This window comes from Saccharopolyspora kobensis (assembly GCF_900108315.1).
In the GTDB taxonomy this organism is placed as follows: domain Bacteria; phylum Actinomycetota; class Actinomycetes; order Mycobacteriales; family Pseudonocardiaceae; genus Saccharopolyspora; species Saccharopolyspora kobensis.
The window spans coordinates 1-15358 of sequence record NZ_FNVB01000006.1 but is presented as its reverse complement, the minus strand read 5'-3'; the positions used below and the strand labels follow the sequence as shown (position 1 = coordinate 15358).

19 protein-coding genes are annotated in these 15358 nt (G+C 70.4%); 11 read left to right on the top strand and 8 right to left on the bottom strand.

The genetic code is table 11. The annotated features are described in order from the left end of the window. Window positions 1-6 precede the first annotated feature (6 nt). Window positions 7-1233, top strand: a complete 1227-nt coding sequence (locus C4T78_RS20410) for an ATP-grasp domain-containing protein (RefSeq protein ID WP_093355930.1) — start codon at window positions 7-9, stop codon at window positions 1231-1233. Between the two features lie 125 nt (window positions 1234-1358). Further along, window positions 1359-2330 carry a ferric reductase-like transmembrane domain-containing protein gene (locus C4T78_RS20405; RefSeq protein WP_093355928.1) on the top strand — a complete coding sequence of 324 codons (972 nt, stop codon included), beginning with the start codon at window positions 1359-1361 and terminating at the stop codon, window positions 2328-2330. A 53-nt stretch (window positions 2331-2383) separates the two neighbouring features. Here the strand turns inward: C4T78_RS20405 and C4T78_RS37065 are convergent, their stop codons facing one another. Next, a complete protein-coding gene (locus tag C4T78_RS37065; protein ID WP_258958352.1) occupies window positions 2384-2515 on the bottom strand; it encodes a hypothetical protein in 132 nt (43 codons plus the stop codon). 7 nt (window positions 2516-2522) lie between these two features. After that, window positions 2523-3362, bottom strand: a complete 840-nt coding sequence (locus C4T78_RS20400; RefSeq protein WP_093355925.1) for an AraC family transcriptional regulator — start codon at window positions 3360-3362, stop codon at window positions 2523-2525. A gap of 186 nt (window positions 3363-3548) precedes the next feature. Here C4T78_RS20400 and C4T78_RS20395 point away from each other — a divergent pair, with 186 nt between their 5' ends. Next, complete coding sequence (locus C4T78_RS20395; RefSeq protein ID WP_093355923.1) at window positions 3549-4475, top strand: NADP-dependent oxidoreductase; 927 nt, start codon at window positions 3549-3551, stop codon at window positions 4473-4475. 177 nt (window positions 4476-4652) lie between these two features. Here C4T78_RS20395 and C4T78_RS20390 read toward each other — a convergent pair whose 3' ends face one another. After that, window positions 4653-5228, bottom strand: coding sequence for a dihydrofolate reductase family protein (locus C4T78_RS20390; protein ID WP_093355920.1), 576 nt, complete (start codon window positions 5226-5228; stop codon window positions 4653-4655). Window positions 5229-5474: 246 nt separating this feature from the next. Here C4T78_RS20390 and C4T78_RS20385 point away from each other — a divergent pair, with 246 nt between their 5' ends. The 5 genes from C4T78_RS20385 to C4T78_RS20365 all read left to right on the top strand — a co-directional run bounded on the left by C4T78_RS20385 (window position 5475) and on the right by C4T78_RS20365 (window position 10076). Beyond that, the gene (locus C4T78_RS20385) at window positions 5475-6662 is read left to right on the top strand and encodes an alpha/beta hydrolase (RefSeq protein WP_093355918.1); all 1188 of its coding nucleotides are present in this window, start codon (window positions 5475-5477) and stop codon (window positions 6660-6662) included. A gap of 58 nt (window positions 6663-6720) precedes the next feature. Next, window positions 6721-7524 (top strand): AraC family transcriptional regulator, encoded by an 804-nt coding sequence (locus C4T78_RS20380; RefSeq protein ID WP_177247703.1) that lies wholly within the window; start codon window positions 6721-6723, stop codon window positions 7522-7524. A 74-nt stretch (window positions 7525-7598) separates the two neighbouring features. Then, window positions 7599-9005 carry an L-lactate permease gene (locus C4T78_RS20375; RefSeq protein ID WP_093355912.1) on the top strand — a complete coding sequence of 469 codons (1407 nt, stop codon included), beginning with the start codon at window positions 7599-7601 and terminating at the stop codon, window positions 9003-9005. Window positions 9006-9276: 271 nt separating this feature from the next. Further along, window positions 9277-9609 (top strand): ArsR/SmtB family transcription factor, encoded by a 333-nt coding sequence (locus C4T78_RS20370; protein ID WP_093355910.1) that lies wholly within the window; start codon window positions 9277-9279, stop codon window positions 9607-9609. Beyond that, window positions 9606-10076 carry an SRPBCC domain-containing protein gene (locus tag C4T78_RS20365; RefSeq protein WP_093355908.1) on the top strand — a complete coding sequence of 157 codons (471 nt, stop codon included), beginning with the start codon at window positions 9606-9608 and terminating at the stop codon, window positions 10074-10076. Before C4T78_RS20370 ends, C4T78_RS20365 begins: the two co-directional genes overlap by 4 nt. A 49-nt stretch (window positions 10077-10125) precedes the next feature. Here the strand turns inward: C4T78_RS20365 and C4T78_RS36115 are convergent, their stop codons facing one another. Continuing rightward, complete coding sequence (locus C4T78_RS36115) at window positions 10126-10500, bottom strand: VOC family protein (RefSeq protein ID WP_093355906.1); 375 nt, start codon at window positions 10498-10500, stop codon at window positions 10126-10128. A gap of 48 nt (window positions 10501-10548) precedes the next feature. Beyond that, window positions 10549-11226 (bottom strand): FadR/GntR family transcriptional regulator, encoded by a 678-nt coding sequence (locus C4T78_RS20355; protein ID WP_235863694.1) that lies wholly within the window; start codon window positions 11224-11226, stop codon window positions 10549-10551. A 177-nt stretch (window positions 11227-11403) separates the two neighbouring features. On the opposite strand from C4T78_RS20355, the gene C4T78_RS20350 reads away from it, so the two are divergent. After that, a complete protein-coding gene (locus tag C4T78_RS20350) occupies window positions 11404-13104 on the top strand; it encodes a 2-isopropylmalate synthase (protein WP_177247702.1) in 1701 nt (566 codons plus the stop codon). Window positions 13105-13280: 176 nt separating this feature from the next. Further along, window positions 13281-13742 carry a DinB family protein gene (locus tag C4T78_RS20345; protein WP_093356293.1) on the top strand — a complete coding sequence of 154 codons (462 nt, stop codon included), beginning with the start codon at window positions 13281-13283 and terminating at the stop codon, window positions 13740-13742. A gap of 61 nt (window positions 13743-13803) precedes the next feature. On the opposite strand, the gene C4T78_RS20340 is transcribed toward C4T78_RS20345, so the two are convergent. Continuing rightward, complete coding sequence (locus tag C4T78_RS20340) at window positions 13804-14226, bottom strand: VOC family protein (protein WP_093355901.1); 423 nt, start codon at window positions 14224-14226, stop codon at window positions 13804-13806. Window positions 14227-14358: 132 nt separating this feature from the next. On the opposite strand from C4T78_RS20340, the gene C4T78_RS20335 reads away from it, so the two are divergent. Continuing rightward, window positions 14359-14523, top strand: coding sequence for a mycothiol transferase (locus C4T78_RS20335; RefSeq protein ID WP_093355899.1), 165 nt, complete (start codon window positions 14359-14361; stop codon window positions 14521-14523). 19 nt (window positions 14524-14542) lie between these two features. Here C4T78_RS20335 and C4T78_RS20330 read toward each other — a convergent pair whose 3' ends face one another. Together C4T78_RS20330 and C4T78_RS36110 are read right to left on the bottom strand one after the other, a co-directional pair. Then, window positions 14543-14746: a DUF397 domain-containing protein gene (locus C4T78_RS20330; RefSeq protein ID WP_093355896.1), complete on the bottom strand. Its 204-nt coding sequence runs from the start codon at window positions 14744-14746 to the stop codon at window positions 14543-14545. 20 nt (window positions 14747-14766) lie between these two features. Beyond that, a partial coding sequence (locus C4T78_RS36110; RefSeq protein WP_258958351.1) for a Scr1 family TA system antitoxin-like transcriptional regulator occupies window positions 14767-15358 on the bottom strand: 592 nt, incomplete at its 5' end.

Sequence of the window (15358 nt, the reverse complement as noted above, 5' to 3'; positions counted from 1 at the left end):
CCGGCCATGACCATCGCAGCCCTGGAATCCCTGTCCTTCGGCCTGGGCCGCATGGCCGCAGCAGCGGCGGAAGCCGGGCACGAGCTGTGCCTGCTCACCGCGGACCGGTCGGTCTACCGGCACGAACTCAGCACCCTGCCCGAGGACGCGCTCACCGTCGTCGACGTCGACACCTTCGACGAGACGGCGACCCGCAGCGCGCTGGCCGCCCTGCCCGACCTGGTCGGCCTGCTCAACACCACCGACACCTGGAGCGCTCCGGCCGCTGACCTCGCGGCCGAATTCGGGCTCCCCGGCCCGGATCCGGCCGCGGTGCGGCTGCTGCGCGACAAGTCCCAGGTGCGTGAGCTGCTGCACCGCCGAGGGTTGAGCCGGAGCGGTGCGGTGTGCGTCGCCCCGAGCCCGGGCAGCGCCGACGAGGTGGTTCGCGCGGTCGGTCTGCCGGCGGTGCTCAAGGATTCCTCGGGCACCTCCTCGCGCAATGTCTGGATCGCCCAGGACGAGGAAGCACTGCGCCGCGCGCTCGGCGAAGCCGCCCAGCAGCAGTTCATGGGGGAGTTGTTCGCGGAGGCGTTCCTGGCCGGGCCGCTCTACAGCGCGGAGACGCTCAGCTGGAACGGCGCCACCCGGCTGCTCGGCGTCCTCAGCAGGCAGACGTCGCGGCAGCCCGCGGTGCGGGAGGAAGCCGCCGCCTTCCCGGTCGCTCTGCCGCAGGCCGAGTCGAACGCCGTCGAGCAGTGGGTCGGAGAGGTCCTGCTCGCGGCGGGGCATCGCAGCGGGTTCGCCCACGTGGAGTTCGTCCTCACCACCGAGGGGCCGGAACTGGTCGAGATCAACCGCAGGATCGGCGGAGCCCTGGTCGGAGAGGTCATGTGCCGTTCGCTCGGCACCAACGTGTACACCGCCGTGGTGGAGGAGGCGCTGGGCCGCAGACCGCGCCTCATGGACGCCCCGCTCGACCACAGCGGCCCCGCGCACGCCTTCGTCCTCGTCTATGCCGACCGGCCGGGTGTTCTCGAGGGCTGGCACGGGATCGACGAGCTGGCGGCCTTTCCCGGAAACGTGCGCTGGTACCCGACCAGAGCGCCGGGCGACGTGGTGCCGCAGGTGGGCGACCAGCGCGGCTGCACCGGAATCGTGCTGGCCGAGGCCGCGACGGCGGAGCTGGCGCAGCACCGGGCGTGGAGCGCGGCCACCCGCGTGCGCCCCGTCGTCGCCGTCAGCGGCGCGTGAACCTCGGCTGCGGCGGGAACTTTCGCCGCTCCGCTCCGACTCATCCAACAGTGCGTCTTGGCGCGCCGTGCCCCGGCAAGGCGACGCACCCGCTCACCTGCCGAAGCGACCGAAAAGGCTGCACGATGACGTCATCACCAGCGCAACCCGCCTCCGAACCGGCCGACGACCGCGTCGCCGGGGCCGGTGGCCGGCGGCGCCCCACCCTGCGGTCCGACCTGCGCGCCTCCATACCCGACGGCCTGATCGCCGTGGCCGTGACCGGCGCGGTCTTCGCGCTCATCTACGCCCGCATCCTCGCCGGGACCTCCTCGACGCTGTCCGTCATGCCGTTCATGGCCGACGCGGAGAAGTTCTGGATGTACTTCCTCAGCCAGGCGTTCGGCTGGTCCGCCCTGCTGTGGGCCTGGATCACCGTCGTCCTCGGACTCCTCCTCTCCGGCCCGCGGCCCTCCTGGGCACCGCTGTCCGGCCAGCGGCTGGAACGCCTGCACCGCACCACCAGCCTGAACACCATCGCGCTCATCGCCGCTCACGCGCTGCTGTTCGCCGCCGAGCTGGTCCGGGCCGACACCGCGGGCTGGTTCGCCGCGCTGGCCACGGCTTTCGTGGAGACCTTCGTCCCCGGCGGCTACGACTCGGGCACCGGCAAGATCGCCATCCCCATCGGGCAGGCGGCCCTCTACCTGGCCATCCCGCTGGGCCTGCTCTTCTACGTCAGGCACCGCATCGGCCCCAAGACCTGGCGCGTGCTGCACCGGTTCGTGATCGCCGTGTACGTCCTGAGCGTCTGGCACACCCTCCTCTACGGCACGAACGTCTGGTACGACGGCTGGTTCCGCACCACGATCTGGTTGCTGCAGCTCCCCATCGCCGCACTCCTCCTGGTGCGCCTGCTGCGGCCGGCCCGGCGCTCGGAGAAGCTGCTCGGCCCTCGCGCCCACACCGGCTCATCGACGGGCTGGGCTCTGCGCCTGAGCGGCCGCCTCGGCATCGTCGGCGTGATCGCCGCCCTGATCGGCGTGATCATCAGCGGAGCCGACGGCGGCCGCACAGCGCCTCCCGAGGACACCTCTTCCAGCCACGTGCACGACTGAGTTCGCCCTTGCATCTGGTGGAGATCGGCGTCAACCGCAGCACGACAGCGCGCTCAGCCAGTCCCGTGTGTGCCGGTCATGGTCGCGACGTTGGTGACCAGCTGCGGGGCATCGGGTTCGCAGGTCTCGGTCAGGTGGCCCTCGTACCCGTCCCAGCCGGTCTCGCGTTCGGCGCCGGTGCGCACCTCCGCGTCATGTGGACTGGTCAGCCGCATCGTCGCCGGAGGCACTTTCAGCTAACCCGCCACGCCGGCGCCGGTCGTGAGCTGCGCGCGCCGTGGCGCGGTAGCGGCCGGGTGTCTGGCCGATGAGATCGGTGAACGCATCGATGAAGCTGCTCGGGTTCGCCCAGCCCAGCCGCATCGCCGTGTCGGTGACGGAGGCGCCTTCGCCGAGTTCGAGCAGTGCCCGCTGAATGCGCAGCAGGGTGCGCCACTGGTGAAAGCTCATCGACAGTTCGCTGCCGAACAGACGGCTGAGGGTTCGTTCGCTCGAGCCGGTCCGGCGCCCCAGCTCCGCCAGGGTCGCCGGGTTGGCCGGGTCGGCGTGCAGCAGGTCGGTGACGGCCTTGAGGCGGGTGTCGCTCGGCTCCGGGAGGCGCAGTGGTTCCCGCCGGGCGCGAGCGAGTTCCGAGACGACAACCTCGAGCAGCAGGCTCGTGCGGGGGCTGTCGACCGGTTCGCGGTCGCTGAGCAACGCCAGGTAGGTCTCGCGCAGCAACGCACTGGCCACGAACACCGAGGGCTCCGCCGGCAGTCGCTCGGCGAGTTCCGCCGGAACCCGGAGCAACCGGACATCGGTCTGTCCGTACGAGCGGCTGCTGTGCACGTGGAAAGGCGGCACCCAGGTGATGCGGCTCGTCGGCGCCACCCAGGTGCCCGCCCGGGTGGCGGTGACAAGCGCTCCGGAAGCGGCATACCTGAGCTGCCCGAAGTCGTGGAAGTGCGCGGCGACCTGCTCGCCGTGGGCCAGTGGCTCGCAGACCGCCGAATCGTCGGTCCAGAGCACCGGCTTGCCGACCACTTCGCTCATGAGCGCTCAGCCTAGCCCGCGCTTGGCGGGTTATCGGGTTTTTCTGGCGGGGTACCGGTGGCACGCCTGCGCTGTGTCGATCACCGTCGAGGTAGGTCGAAGTGAACGGGCCTCGTGGCGGCGGTCGCGCCGTCACCAGCCGCGGAAGTCGGCAACGCGTTCGCACACCCCGAAGCAAGGAGAGTCATGCGAGTCGTCACCCAGCAGTCGCTCGGCGGTCCCGACGTGCTCACCGTCGTGGAGGCGCCCGAGCCCCGGCCGCTCCCGACCGAGGTCCTCGTCCGGGTCAAGGCGATCGGGCTGAACCCGCTGGAGGCGCGCCTGCGCGCCGGTGAGTTCCCGTTGCTCGGCGAGCCGCCGTTCATCCTCGGCTGGGACATCAGCGGCGTGGTCGAAGAAGCAGCGACATGGCGGTTGCGGCCCGGTGACGAGGTGTTCGGGATGCCGATGTTCCCCCGGGCGGCCAACGCGTACGCCGAAGTCGTGTCGGCGCCCGCGCTGCACCTGGTGCGCAAGCCGGCGTCACTGTCGCACGTGGAGGCGGCGGCGCTGCCGATCGTCGGGTTGACGGCGTGGCAGGGCCTCGTTGACCTCGCCGGCGTGACCGCGGGCGACCGAGTCCTGATCCACGGCGGTGGCGGCGGGGTCGGCCACATCGCGATCCAGCTCGCGAAAGCGCGCGGCGCGCACGTGATCACGACCGCCGGCGGGAGCAAGCGGGAGTTCGTCGAGGGACTCGGCGCCGACGAAGTGATCGACTACACCGAGGTCGACTTCGCCGAAACGGTCCGCGACATCGACGTCGTGCTCGACACCCTCGGCGGCGACACCGCCGCGCGCTCGTTCGGTGTGCTCCGACCGGGAGGGCACCTCGTGACGGCGGTCGCCGACGAGGACACCGAGCTCATCGCCGAGTACGAGGCGGCAGGCATGCGCTTCAGCGGCATCGGCGTCGACCCCGACCCAGTCGCCCTGCGCGGTCTCGCCGACCTCGCCGAACAGGGCAGGCTCCGGGTCCACGTGCAGGAGACATTCCCGTTCGAGCGCGTCGCCGACGCGCACCGGCTGCTCGACGACGGTCACCTCCAGGGCAAACTCGTCCTCACCGCCTGATCCCGCCGGGCCGGATCGACCAGGTGCCGTGAGCGGTGGTGGTGGAGACCTGCAGCAGCCCGTTCTCAGGGCTCCTCCCACACGACGGATGCCCCCTGCATGATCAGGTGATCGTGCAGGGGGCGTCCCGTGCTGATCAATCCGCCAACAGCGTCTCGGGATGTGCGGGGGCGGCGGTCAGCGGACGACGTCGTAGACGAGCTTCTGGATTCCGTTGGAGTAGGACTCGCTCTCGACGAGCTTCAGGTTCTGCTTGTCCTTGTCCGCATCGCTGAAGAGCTTCTTGCCCGCGCCGAGCAGCACCGGGAAGAGCAGGAGGTGGTAGCGGTCGATCAGGCCCGCGTCGGAGAGGTCGCGGTTCAGCGTCGCGCTGCCGTTGACGATGATCGGGCCGCCTTCGGTCTCCTTGAGGGCCGCCACGTCGTCGAGCGAGCGCAGGATGTGCGTCTCGCCCCAGTTGGTGACCAGGTCCTCGTCCTTGATCGTCGTCGACACGACGTACTTCGGCATCGCGAGGTAGCCCGCGAACTCCTCGGTCATCTGCGGCCACACCGGGGAGAACGCCTCGTAGCTGACGCGGCCCAGCAGCAGCGCGGTGGCCTCCTCCTGCTCGCGCCCCTTGATCTCGAAGGCGGCCGGGTCGAACTCGATGCCGTTGAAGGTCCAGCCCGCGTTGCGGTAGCCGGCCTCTCCGCCGGGGGCCTCGACGACGCCGTCGAGCGAGACGAAGGCGGTGGTGATCAGGGTGCGCATCTTGTTGCTCCTGGGTTGTTCTCGGCTTGCTCTCGTCAGGACATCGAACGGGGTGCCCAGGAATCGACACATCCGCCGAAAAATTTCTGACGAACCCATCCAAGCAGGTCGCAGGCCTTTCCCGGGTGCTTTCGCGGATCGTGCCGCCGCCTCACCGCTTTCGCACCGGATCTTCGCGGGTTCTTCACGAGCGGGCGCGAGCATGGGCGGCGGCAGTGGTGGCGAGCCGGGAGGCGGATGGTGGGGATGCGGAGGGCGGCGGCCGTCGCGGTGCTGGCGGCGTCGATGGTGGTCACGAGTGCCGCGGGTGCGGTTCCCGCTCAGGAGGGCGTGCGGGTGGCGACCTACGACCTCGGTGACCAGGTGTTCACGCCTCCCGCTCCGTACGAGGGCCGGTCGGAGCTGGCCGCGGTGGTGCACCATCCCGCGAAGCTCCGCGGGAAGCACCCGGTGATCGTGATGCAGCACGGTTCCTGGGCGACCTGCGCGGATGCTCCGGCGCAGCGCAGGTTGGAGGCGGCCGAGGACGCGTTGGCCGAGGCCGGGGAAGCCGGGGACGAGGCCGAGCAGGCCAGGCAGCAGGGGATCATCGACGAGGCGAGCGATCGGTTGTGGGCTTGGCCCTGCTCGCCGGGCGTCGACGCGCTGCCCAGCAGTTCCGGCTACGACTACCTCGCCCGGGCGCTCGCGCGGCAGGGTTTCGTGGTGGTCTCCACCGGCGCGAACGGGCTCAACGCGACCGGGTTCGGGCAGGCCGGATCCGTCTACCGGGCGCGTGCCGCGCTGCTGAACGAGCACCTCGCGATGTGGCGGCAGCTCGATGCGGGCACCGGGCCGCTGCTGGGCGAGCTCGGGACGCGCTTCCGAGGGCACCTGGACCTCCGGCGCGTCGGCACCCTCGGCCACTCCATGGGCGGCGGCGGTGCGTTGCAGCAGGTTTCCGACCAGCGGCACGGGGAGTGGCCCGACGGCGTCGAGATCAAGGCGGCGCTGGCGCTCGCCCCGGCTGCGCCGCTGGACGCCGAGCCGGTCACCGAGGTGCCGTTCGCGGTCCTGTGGGGGACCTGCGACCAGGTCAACACCGGTGAGTACTTCGAGTGGAACGCGGGCCGGAACCGGGTTCCGATCTACGACTTCACGCTGACCGGCGGCAACCACAACTACTTCAACACCCAGTGGTCCCCGGCGAGCGGGCAGGTGGCGTCGGCGGACGACGCGATCCCCGGTGAGCGTCCCGGCCACTGCGTCAGCATGGACGGGCGGAACCAGGAGCACCGCCGGCTCGGCGAGGCGACCCAGCGCCGCATCGCGACCGGCTACGCCGTCGCCTTCTTCCGCCGCCACCTCCTGGACGACCGCTCCGCGGACGCGCTGCTGACCGGCGCGCGGCGGCTGCCCGGTGTGCCGGACGTGGTGCGGGTGGAGTCCGCCTGAGCTTCCGCCTGTGAGCCGCGGCATAGGACGCGGCTCGCGGGTTTGTGAGCATGGGCGGGTGGAGCAAGCGCGGTTGTGGACGGCGGCGGCCAGCTCGCAGGTCGAGCTGTTCGCCGCGCGGTTCGAGCGGTTCGCCTTCGACCGGCACAGCCACGAGCAGCTCTCCGTCGGCGTCATCGAGCAGGGCGCCGAGGGGCTGCACGTGGTCGGCGGGAAGGTCGTGATCCCGGCCGGGCAGCTGGTCGTCCTCAACCCCGGGCAGGTGCACACCGGGTTCGCCGCGGCCGAATCCGGTTGGCGCTACCGGATGTTCTACTTCGACACCGCGATGGTCGAGGAGCTGGCCCGCGAGCACCTCGGCACCTCGGAGGTCTGGTTCCCCGAAACCGCTGTGCGGGATGCGCACCTGTTCTCCCGGATGCGCCGCGTTCACCAGGCGCAGGAGCAGGCCGGTGATCCGCTCACCGCGGAATCCTTGCTGCTCGAAGGGCTGGGCGCGGTGCTGCGCCGACACGCCCGCACCGGTCCGTCGTCGGCCGTGGGAAGGCCGGAGAGCCGTCAGGGCGCCGATCTCGCGCGGCAGCTGCTGCACGACCGGTGGGCCGATCCGGTCACGGTGGCCGAGCTCAGCGCCGCTGCGGGCATGCCGCGGACCACGCTCATCGCCGCTTTCCGGCGCGCGTACGGGTTGCCGCCGCACGCCTACCTGCTCCGGTTGCGCGCCAACCGCGCTCGACGGCTGCTGCTCGCCGGGCAGCGGCCCGCGGACGTGGCCGTCGCCGCCGGATTCGCCGATCAGGCCCACCTGACGCGGATCTGCAAGCGCTACTTCGGCGTCACGCCCGGCGCGATCCGCCCGTAGCGGGACTTTCGTTCAAGACCGCCGACCCTCCGCGGCGCGAGGCTTCGCCCAGCGCACGACGGAAGGCGAGCGAAATGGTGTGGACGGCTGCGGTTTCCCCGCTGCTCCTGGTGTTGGTGATGATCACCGGTTTGCGCAGGCCCGCGCATTGGGCGGCGCTGGCCGGGACGGTGCTGGCGGTGGCCCTGATCTGGTGGTTGCCGGACTTCGCGCTGCCCGCGGACCTGACGGCGGACGCGGGCGGCGCGGGGCTGCTGGTGCTCAACGCCGCCGCGGTGATGCTGCCCGGCGTCTACCTCAGCCAGGTCCTCACCCGGCGGGAGGTGCACCGGTCGCTGCAGGAGTGGGTGCGGGCGCTGCCGCTGCCCGGCCCGGCGAAGATCGCCCTGGTCGTCGCGGGCATCGCGCCAACGGTGGAAGCGCTCACCGGGTTCGGGGTGTCGCTGCTGGTCACCGTGCCCGTCCTGCTGGCGCTCGCGCCACCGGCGACGGCGCTGCGGCAGGCCATGCTCGGCATGAACATCATGCCGTGGGGAACGCTCGGCCTGGCCACCGTCATCGGCGCCGCGCTGGCGGGCGTGGGCACCGCCGCGCTCGGCACCGCGACGGCGATCACCAGCAGTCTGGTCTTCCCGCTGGTGGCCGTGTGGGCGACGCTGCTGGTCCGGCCGCGACGCCGGTTCCTCTCCGCTGCGGTGGCGGCGGGCGTAGGCGGCATGCTGTCGCTCGGTCTGCTCGCGCTCAACTGGATGGGCATGGTCGAGGCGGCCGGGGTCGTCGCCGGGCTGCTGACCACCGCGATCGCGCTGGTGCTGGGCCGCGCCGGGGCTGGGCGGCTGTTGCCGCCGCGTGCGGTTCTGGTGGCGTACGGGCTGGTGCTCGGCGGTATCGCCGCCAGCCGAGCGGCGATCGCGCTCGGAGTTCCGCCGCTGGAGCTGCGCGCGGGCGAGACCAGTTTCGCGCTGCTGTCCTCGCCGGGCTTGCCGCTGCTCGCCGCCGCGCTGCTGCTGGACCGGGGGCGGTTGCACGGGCCGGACGTCCGCGCTGCGCTCGCCCGCGTCGGCAGGCCGCTGCTCGCGCTGGCCGGATTCGTCGTGCTCGGTCGGCTCATGGCGGGCAGCGGGATGATCGGCGAGCTGGGCGCTGCGGTCGGGGCGGCGCCACCGCTGGTCGCCGTGCTGGCCGCGCCCGCTCTCGGCATGCTCAGCGGTTTCATCACCGGGTCCAACGTCGGTGGCAACGCGCTGATGATGCCGCTGCAGGAGCGGCTAGCGGCCAGCGGGGTCGGTGAGTGGTTCGCGGCCGTGCAGAACAGCGCGGCGGGGCACGCCGTGTTCACCTCGCTGCCGATGATCATGCTGGTGCTGGCGGTGGCCGGAGATCGCGCGAAGACCGAGGAGCACACCTTGCTGCGCTTCGGCCTCGGCGTGGCCGCCGCGGTGTACGCCGCGCTGGCGCTGGTGGCGGTCGTCGTGTCGTGACGCGAGTGGAGCTCCGACCCGGCCTGCCCCTCCGGGCCGGAGCTCCGCGCCGCTGGCCGTCGGTGACGGCTCGGACCGGGCCGGTGCTGAACACCGGGCTGTCGGTCAGCGGCAGAGGCACCCGCTCGTTGGCGGGTTCCGGGGTTCTGCGGTCGATGCGGTGCTGCCCCGAACAGGCTGGCAGCTCCGGCGGGCGCGGCACGTCGGCAGAAATACCGCCGCAACACTTAGCCCTTGCGCTAAGTGTTGCGGCCGGGCAATACTTAGCCTCATGGCACAGTATTCGGCTCAGCTGGACGGCGTGTTCGTCGCGCTCGCCGACCCGACCCGGCGCGCCGTCGTGCGGCGCCTCGGGCGCGGGCCGATGAGCGTCGGCGACCTCGCGAGCGAGTTCCCGATGACCCTGCCGTCGTTCATGAAGCACGTGCGGACGCTCGAATCGAACGGGCTCATCCGCACGGTCAAGTCCGGCCGGGTGCGCACCTGCGTGCTCAGGCGCGAGCGGCTCGACCTGGTCGACGACTGGCTCGCCGAGCAGCGCCGCATCTGGGAAGAGCGCACCGACCGCCTCGAACAGTTCGTCACGGAGGAGGACAACTCGTGAATCCCGACCTCGACCTCGGCCTGGAGCGGATCATCCGCGCCCCGCGCGCGACCGTGTGGAACGCGTGGACCGACCCGGCCCGGCTCGCGCAGTGGTGGATCCCGGCGCCGATGCGCTGCCAGGTGGACCGACTCGACGTCCGGCCCGGCGGTGCGTTCGTGACGCGGATGAGCGAGGGCGGCGAGGAGTTCGTCTCGCACCTGGACGCGTGCTTCCTCGCGGTCGACGAAATGGAGCGGATCGTGTTCACCAACGCGGTCGACAGCTCGTGGCGCCCGGCGAACCCGGCACCGATCGCGATGACCGCCACGATCACGTTCGGCGAGCACCCGGACGGCACGGACTACCGGATCGTCGTCCGCCACGGCCACCCGGAATCCCGCGCCCGGCACGAAGAACTCGGCTTCGCCGACGGCTGGGGCACGGTCGCGACCCAGCTGGCCGCACTGGTCGAGGGCGCCCGGTGAAGACCGGAACGCGGTGCCCTTCACCGCGCGGATCCTGAACGGGGCGCGTTCAGGCGTTGCGCTCGGCGGCGCTGCGCTCCACGCAGAACTCGTTGGACTCCGGGTCCAGCAGGGTGACCCAGCCCAGCCCATCCGGCTTCCGGTGGTCCTCGTGCAGGGTTGCGCCGAGGGCGAGGATGCGCTCCACCTCCTCGTCCCGGCTGCGCTCGGTGGGCATCCAGTCGAAGTGGATGCGGTTCTTGACCTGCTTGCCCTCGGGAACCCGGATGAAAAGCATGCCCGGCTGCGGTTCCGGCGCCACCACCAGCACCTCGGGGTCGCCCGGGACGTCGCCGTCGGCGAGCGGCCAGCCGGTCACCTCGCTCCAGAACGAGGCGAGCCGGTGCGGATCGGCGCAGTCGATGGTCACGTGGCGGAGGATCATCCGGTCACCGTAGCCGAAAAGCGTGCGTGCGCAACGGTGTTCGAGCACTCACGATCGCGGGGGCGCGACGTGGGCGAGCAGTTGCTCTAGGTGCGCTCGGGCGGTCCGGGCAGCTTCTTCGGGATCGCCGCCGGTGATGGCGGCGACGATCTCGTGGTGCTCGGCGTGGTCCACCGGACGCGGTTCCGGCAGCAGGGCCAGCACGTCCAGCATCGCTTCGCGGACCCGCTCGGTCAGCGAGTCGAACAAGCCCGTGATGATCGTGTTGTGCGCGGCGTCGACCACCGCGCGGTGGAACGCGATGTCCGCGTCGACGAACTCCTCCGGCGTGCCGTCCTGGAGTTCCGATCGCCGTGCGATGGCCCGCTCGATCGCGACCAGGTCGTCGGCGGTGCGCTTGGTCGCGGCCAGCCGGGCCGCTTCTACCTCCACCGCGATGCGCCCCTCCACGACCTCCGAGATCACCGCCTTGCGGACCGTGGTGGGCCAGTCCTCGACCGCTTCGGTGCGGATCACGTACACGCCCGAGCCGTGCCGCGGTTCGAGCACACCGCGGCCCGCGAGCTCGCGCACCGCCTCGCGGACCGTCGAGCGCCCCACGCCGAACTCCGCGGCCAGCGCCGTCTCGCTGGGGATCTTCCCGCCCACCGGCCAGTCGCCGCCGGCGATGCGCTGCAACATCGCCTCGGTGGCCTGCTCCGACAGCGGGTAGCGGCGCAGCGACACGACTGCCTCCAGAGATATCAGGTTGTCTGAGGACCTGATCTATTGTACGTTGCCGATCATGTGGTTGGGAGCTCGCGGCCTTACCCGCCGCAGCAGGGGTTGATCGCATCGGCGCCCCCTGCTGCGGGGTGAAGTCGTGCGCCGGTGGCGACCCGTCCGACGAACACGGAAGGCGAGATGACCTCCCACCACTGGAATCCGCAGGGCCCATCGGGAATGCCCCACCACCGCTACCGGAGCGCCTTCGACCGCGTACCGGTCGCCGAGATCGACCGGGAGTGGCCGCGGAACCGGATCACGCAGGCCCCGCTGTGGGTGCCCGTCGACCTGCGCGACGGCAACCAGGCGCTGGCCGAACCGATGGATCCGGCTCGCAAGCGCCGCTTCTTCGAGCTGATGGTCTCCATCGGCTACAAGGAGATCGAGGTCGGCTACCCGTCGGCATCGCAGACCGATTTCGACTTCGTCCGCCTGCTGGCCGAATCCCGGCTGGTTCCCGAGGACGTCACCGTCGTGGTGTTCACCCCGGCCCGGCGGGATCTCATCGAGCGCACCTTCGAATCGATCGCCGGCCTGGACCGCGTCGTCGTCCACATGTACACCCCGACCGCGCCGCTGTGGCGCGATGCCGTGCTCCGCGCCGAACGGGACGAGCTGCGCGAGCTGATCCGCCGCGCCGGTGCGGACGTGCTCCGCTGCGGCGCGGACCGGCCCGGCATCAGGTACGAGTTCTCGCCCGAGGTCTTCAACCTGACCGAACCGGACTTCGCGCTCGAAGTGTGCAACGCGATGATCGACCTGTGGGACGCCTGCCCGGAGCGGCCGGTCATCATCAACCTGCCCGCGACGGTCGAGGTGGCGACGCCGAACGTCTACGCGGACCAGATCGAGCACGCGAGCAAGAACCTCGACCGCCGCGAGGACGTGATCCTCTCGGTGCACCCGCACAACGACCGGGGGACCGGCGTGGCCTGCGCCGAGCTGGCCGTGCTCGCGGGCGCACAACGCGTCGAGGGCTGCCTGTTCGGCAACGGGGAGCGGACCGGGAACGTCGACCTGGTGACGCTCGCGCTGAACCTGTACTCGCAGGGCGTCGACCCGATGATCGACTTCTCGGACGTCGACGCGATCCACGACACCGTCGTGCACTGCAACCGGATCGGCGTCCACGAGCGGCACCCGTACGCGGGCGAGTACGTCTACACGGCCTTCTCCGGCACGCACCAGGACGCGATCCGCAAGGGCTTCCAGCGGCACGCGGTGCGGGCGAAGGAAGCCGGCGTCCCGGAATCCCAGGCCCGGTGGGAGGTTCCGTACCTGCCGATCGATCCGCACGACGTCGGCCGGGACTACGAGGCGGTGATCCGGGTCAACAGCCAGTCGGGCAAGGGCGGCATCGCCTACCTGATGCGGACCGAGCACGGCCTGGAGCTGCCGCGCGGGTTGCAGGCCGAGTTCGCCCGAGTGGTCCAGCGGCACACCGACGAGACCGGCACCGAGGTCGACGCGGACACGCTGTGGAAGCTGTTCTCCGCGGCCTACCTGGAGGACCCCGAACCGGCGGTGGAGCTGGTCGGCTGGTCGGTCGAGCACGTGCCGTCCGGTGACCGCCTCACCGCGACGCTGCGCACGAAAGACGAGACCACGACCCACGAGGTGACGGCGGAAGGAGCGGTGTCCGCCCTGGTGCTGATGCTGGCGCAGCACGGCCGCGAGGTGGAGATCGTCAACCTGATCCAGCAGTCGATCGAGCCGGGCCGCTCAGCGCGCGCGGCCACCTACCTGGAGTACCGGACGAACTCCGGAACGGCCTGGTCGGTGGGCATCGACGTGTCCACCACCGCGGCCAGCCTCCGCGCAGTGCTCGCCGCGGCTTGATCGGGTTCGTCGTGCGCAACGGTGCCGAACGCCGTTGCGCACGGCCTGCCCGTGGTCGGAGAGCTGGTGCAACATCTGGTCGTAGGGTGGAAATCCATCACGCGGCCGGATAGCCGCAACACCGAAGGAGAGCTGTGGAGAGGATCAGCCCGCCGACGAACGGTTCGGAGCGCGAGATGCTGCGAGCGCACCTGGACTTCCACCGCGCCACGCTGGCGATGAAGTGCGAGGGGCTGGGTGATGAGGACCTCCGCCGCCAGCCGGTGCCGACGTCGTCGCTGACGCTGCTCGGCCTGGTCCGGCACATGGCGGAGGTGGAGCGGGCGTGGTTCCGCCGGACGATCAACGGAGAGCACGACCTCCCGCTGGTCTGGTCGGACACCGGCGACTTCCAGCAGGCCTACGACGCGAGCAAAGCCGACCGCGAAGAAGCGTTCAAGGCCTGGCAGGCGGAGGTGGAGCACGCCCGCCGCATCGAACGAGCGGCGGAATCCCTGGACGTGACGGTCCACAGCGCCCGCTGGAACGCGGAGGTGTCCCTCCGAGCGGTGCTGCTCCACATGATCCACGAATACGCCCGCCACAACGGCCACGCAGACCTCATCCGAGAAGCCACCGACGGAACAACCGGGGTGTGACCAGCACACGGTCTCGCAGGTGAGGACCGTGGGCCGCGCAGGCAGGCGACCCGGTCGCCGATCAGCGGTTCCGGGTGGTGATGTTGAACATCCAGCTGATCCCGAACTGGTCGACCAGCGAGCCCGCCTCGTCGCCCCACACCTGCTTTTCCAGAGGCAGCGTGACGGTGCCACCGACGGACAGCTTCTCGAAGTAGTCGCGAAGCCCCAGGTCGTCGCCGTCGAGGAAGATCGCGACATTGTTGCCCGGCCGATATGGCGGGTGGCCGGGCCTGTCATCGGGGTGGTCCCATGCCATCAGCGTGTAGCCGGCGGGAGTGTCCAAACGGGAGTGCATGACCTTGTCAGCGTTGGGCGAGTCCGGTGAGCCGAAGTCCGCCACAGTTCTCAACTCCAGCTCGCCGCCGAAGACCTCCCGGTAGAACTCCACCGCCTGCCGCGCGTTGCCGTTGAACGTGATGCACGGATTGACCTGAGACCCCACTTGACGCTCCTTCGTGATACGACCGATCGGGCTGTTCGATCGCCGCGAAGCGAAGCTACCGACGAACCACGACACCTCTGTAGCGATTCACCGGGTTGAATGAGGAGCCCGGGCGGGTGAGACGTCCGCAGCATCGAGCTGGCGGCGGAATCGCTGGACGTGACGGTGCACAGCGCCCGCTGGAACGCAGAGGCACCCCTGCGAGCGGTGCTGCTCCACATGATCCACGGGTACGCCCGCCACAACGGCCACGCAGGCCTCATCCGAGAAGCCACCGACGGAACAACCGGCGTGTGACGGACCCGGACCAGGCACCTCAGTCCTGCTGCAGGCGGGAGGTGAACGAGGCCCACTGCTCGGGTGTGAACATGAGTGTGCCGCCGTCGCGGTCCTTGGTGTCGCGCACGCCGACCACATCTGTCGTCACCGCGACCTCGACGCAGTGGGCGTTGCTGGCGCTGCGGCTCGACTTCCGCCAGCGAACCTCGGATAAGCGCCGAGAAGTGCGGGTAATGCTCATGTCTCAACTGTAGGACGGGCTCACAGGTTGCTGGTAGCCTTCCTGACCAGCTCGAATGATTCTTCGCGACTGAGAGCGGCCGACGTCGCGCCAGCAAGCGCGATTGAGTGCTCGCGAATCGTTACTGCGTCTGCTGTAAGCACCGTCGACGTGATCGATTCCTGCCAGAGCACGCTCGGTAGCTCCTCCCCGGGAAAACCCAGCAGGAGGAAGTCGGAGCTGCCCAATGCATCGTGTGCGGCAGCTTCGAAGCCGCGAACAAGGTCAGGTGCGCAGTGATGACAACGGTTCTCGTCCTGGTGCAAACACCGGCCAACGCGCTGGTCGCGCTCAGCGTGATTGCACTCCTGGCCGCGATCATCGCTCTGCTCCCGCTGCGCAGCGGAAACGGTCAGCACGCGCACGCCGGCCCGGGAACGGTGATGGTGTGGCAACTCGTCGACGCGATAGCAGCCGAGACCCGCCATCCCGAAACGCCACTCCACCAACCACCGGAACCCATCACCTGGCCACCGGAGCAAGAGGAGTGCACCGGCCGCCACCGCCTGATTCCGATGTAGCGAAGCCAGATGGCGCCGACCTCCCGTTTCAGGCCCGTGAGCGTTTTTTTTT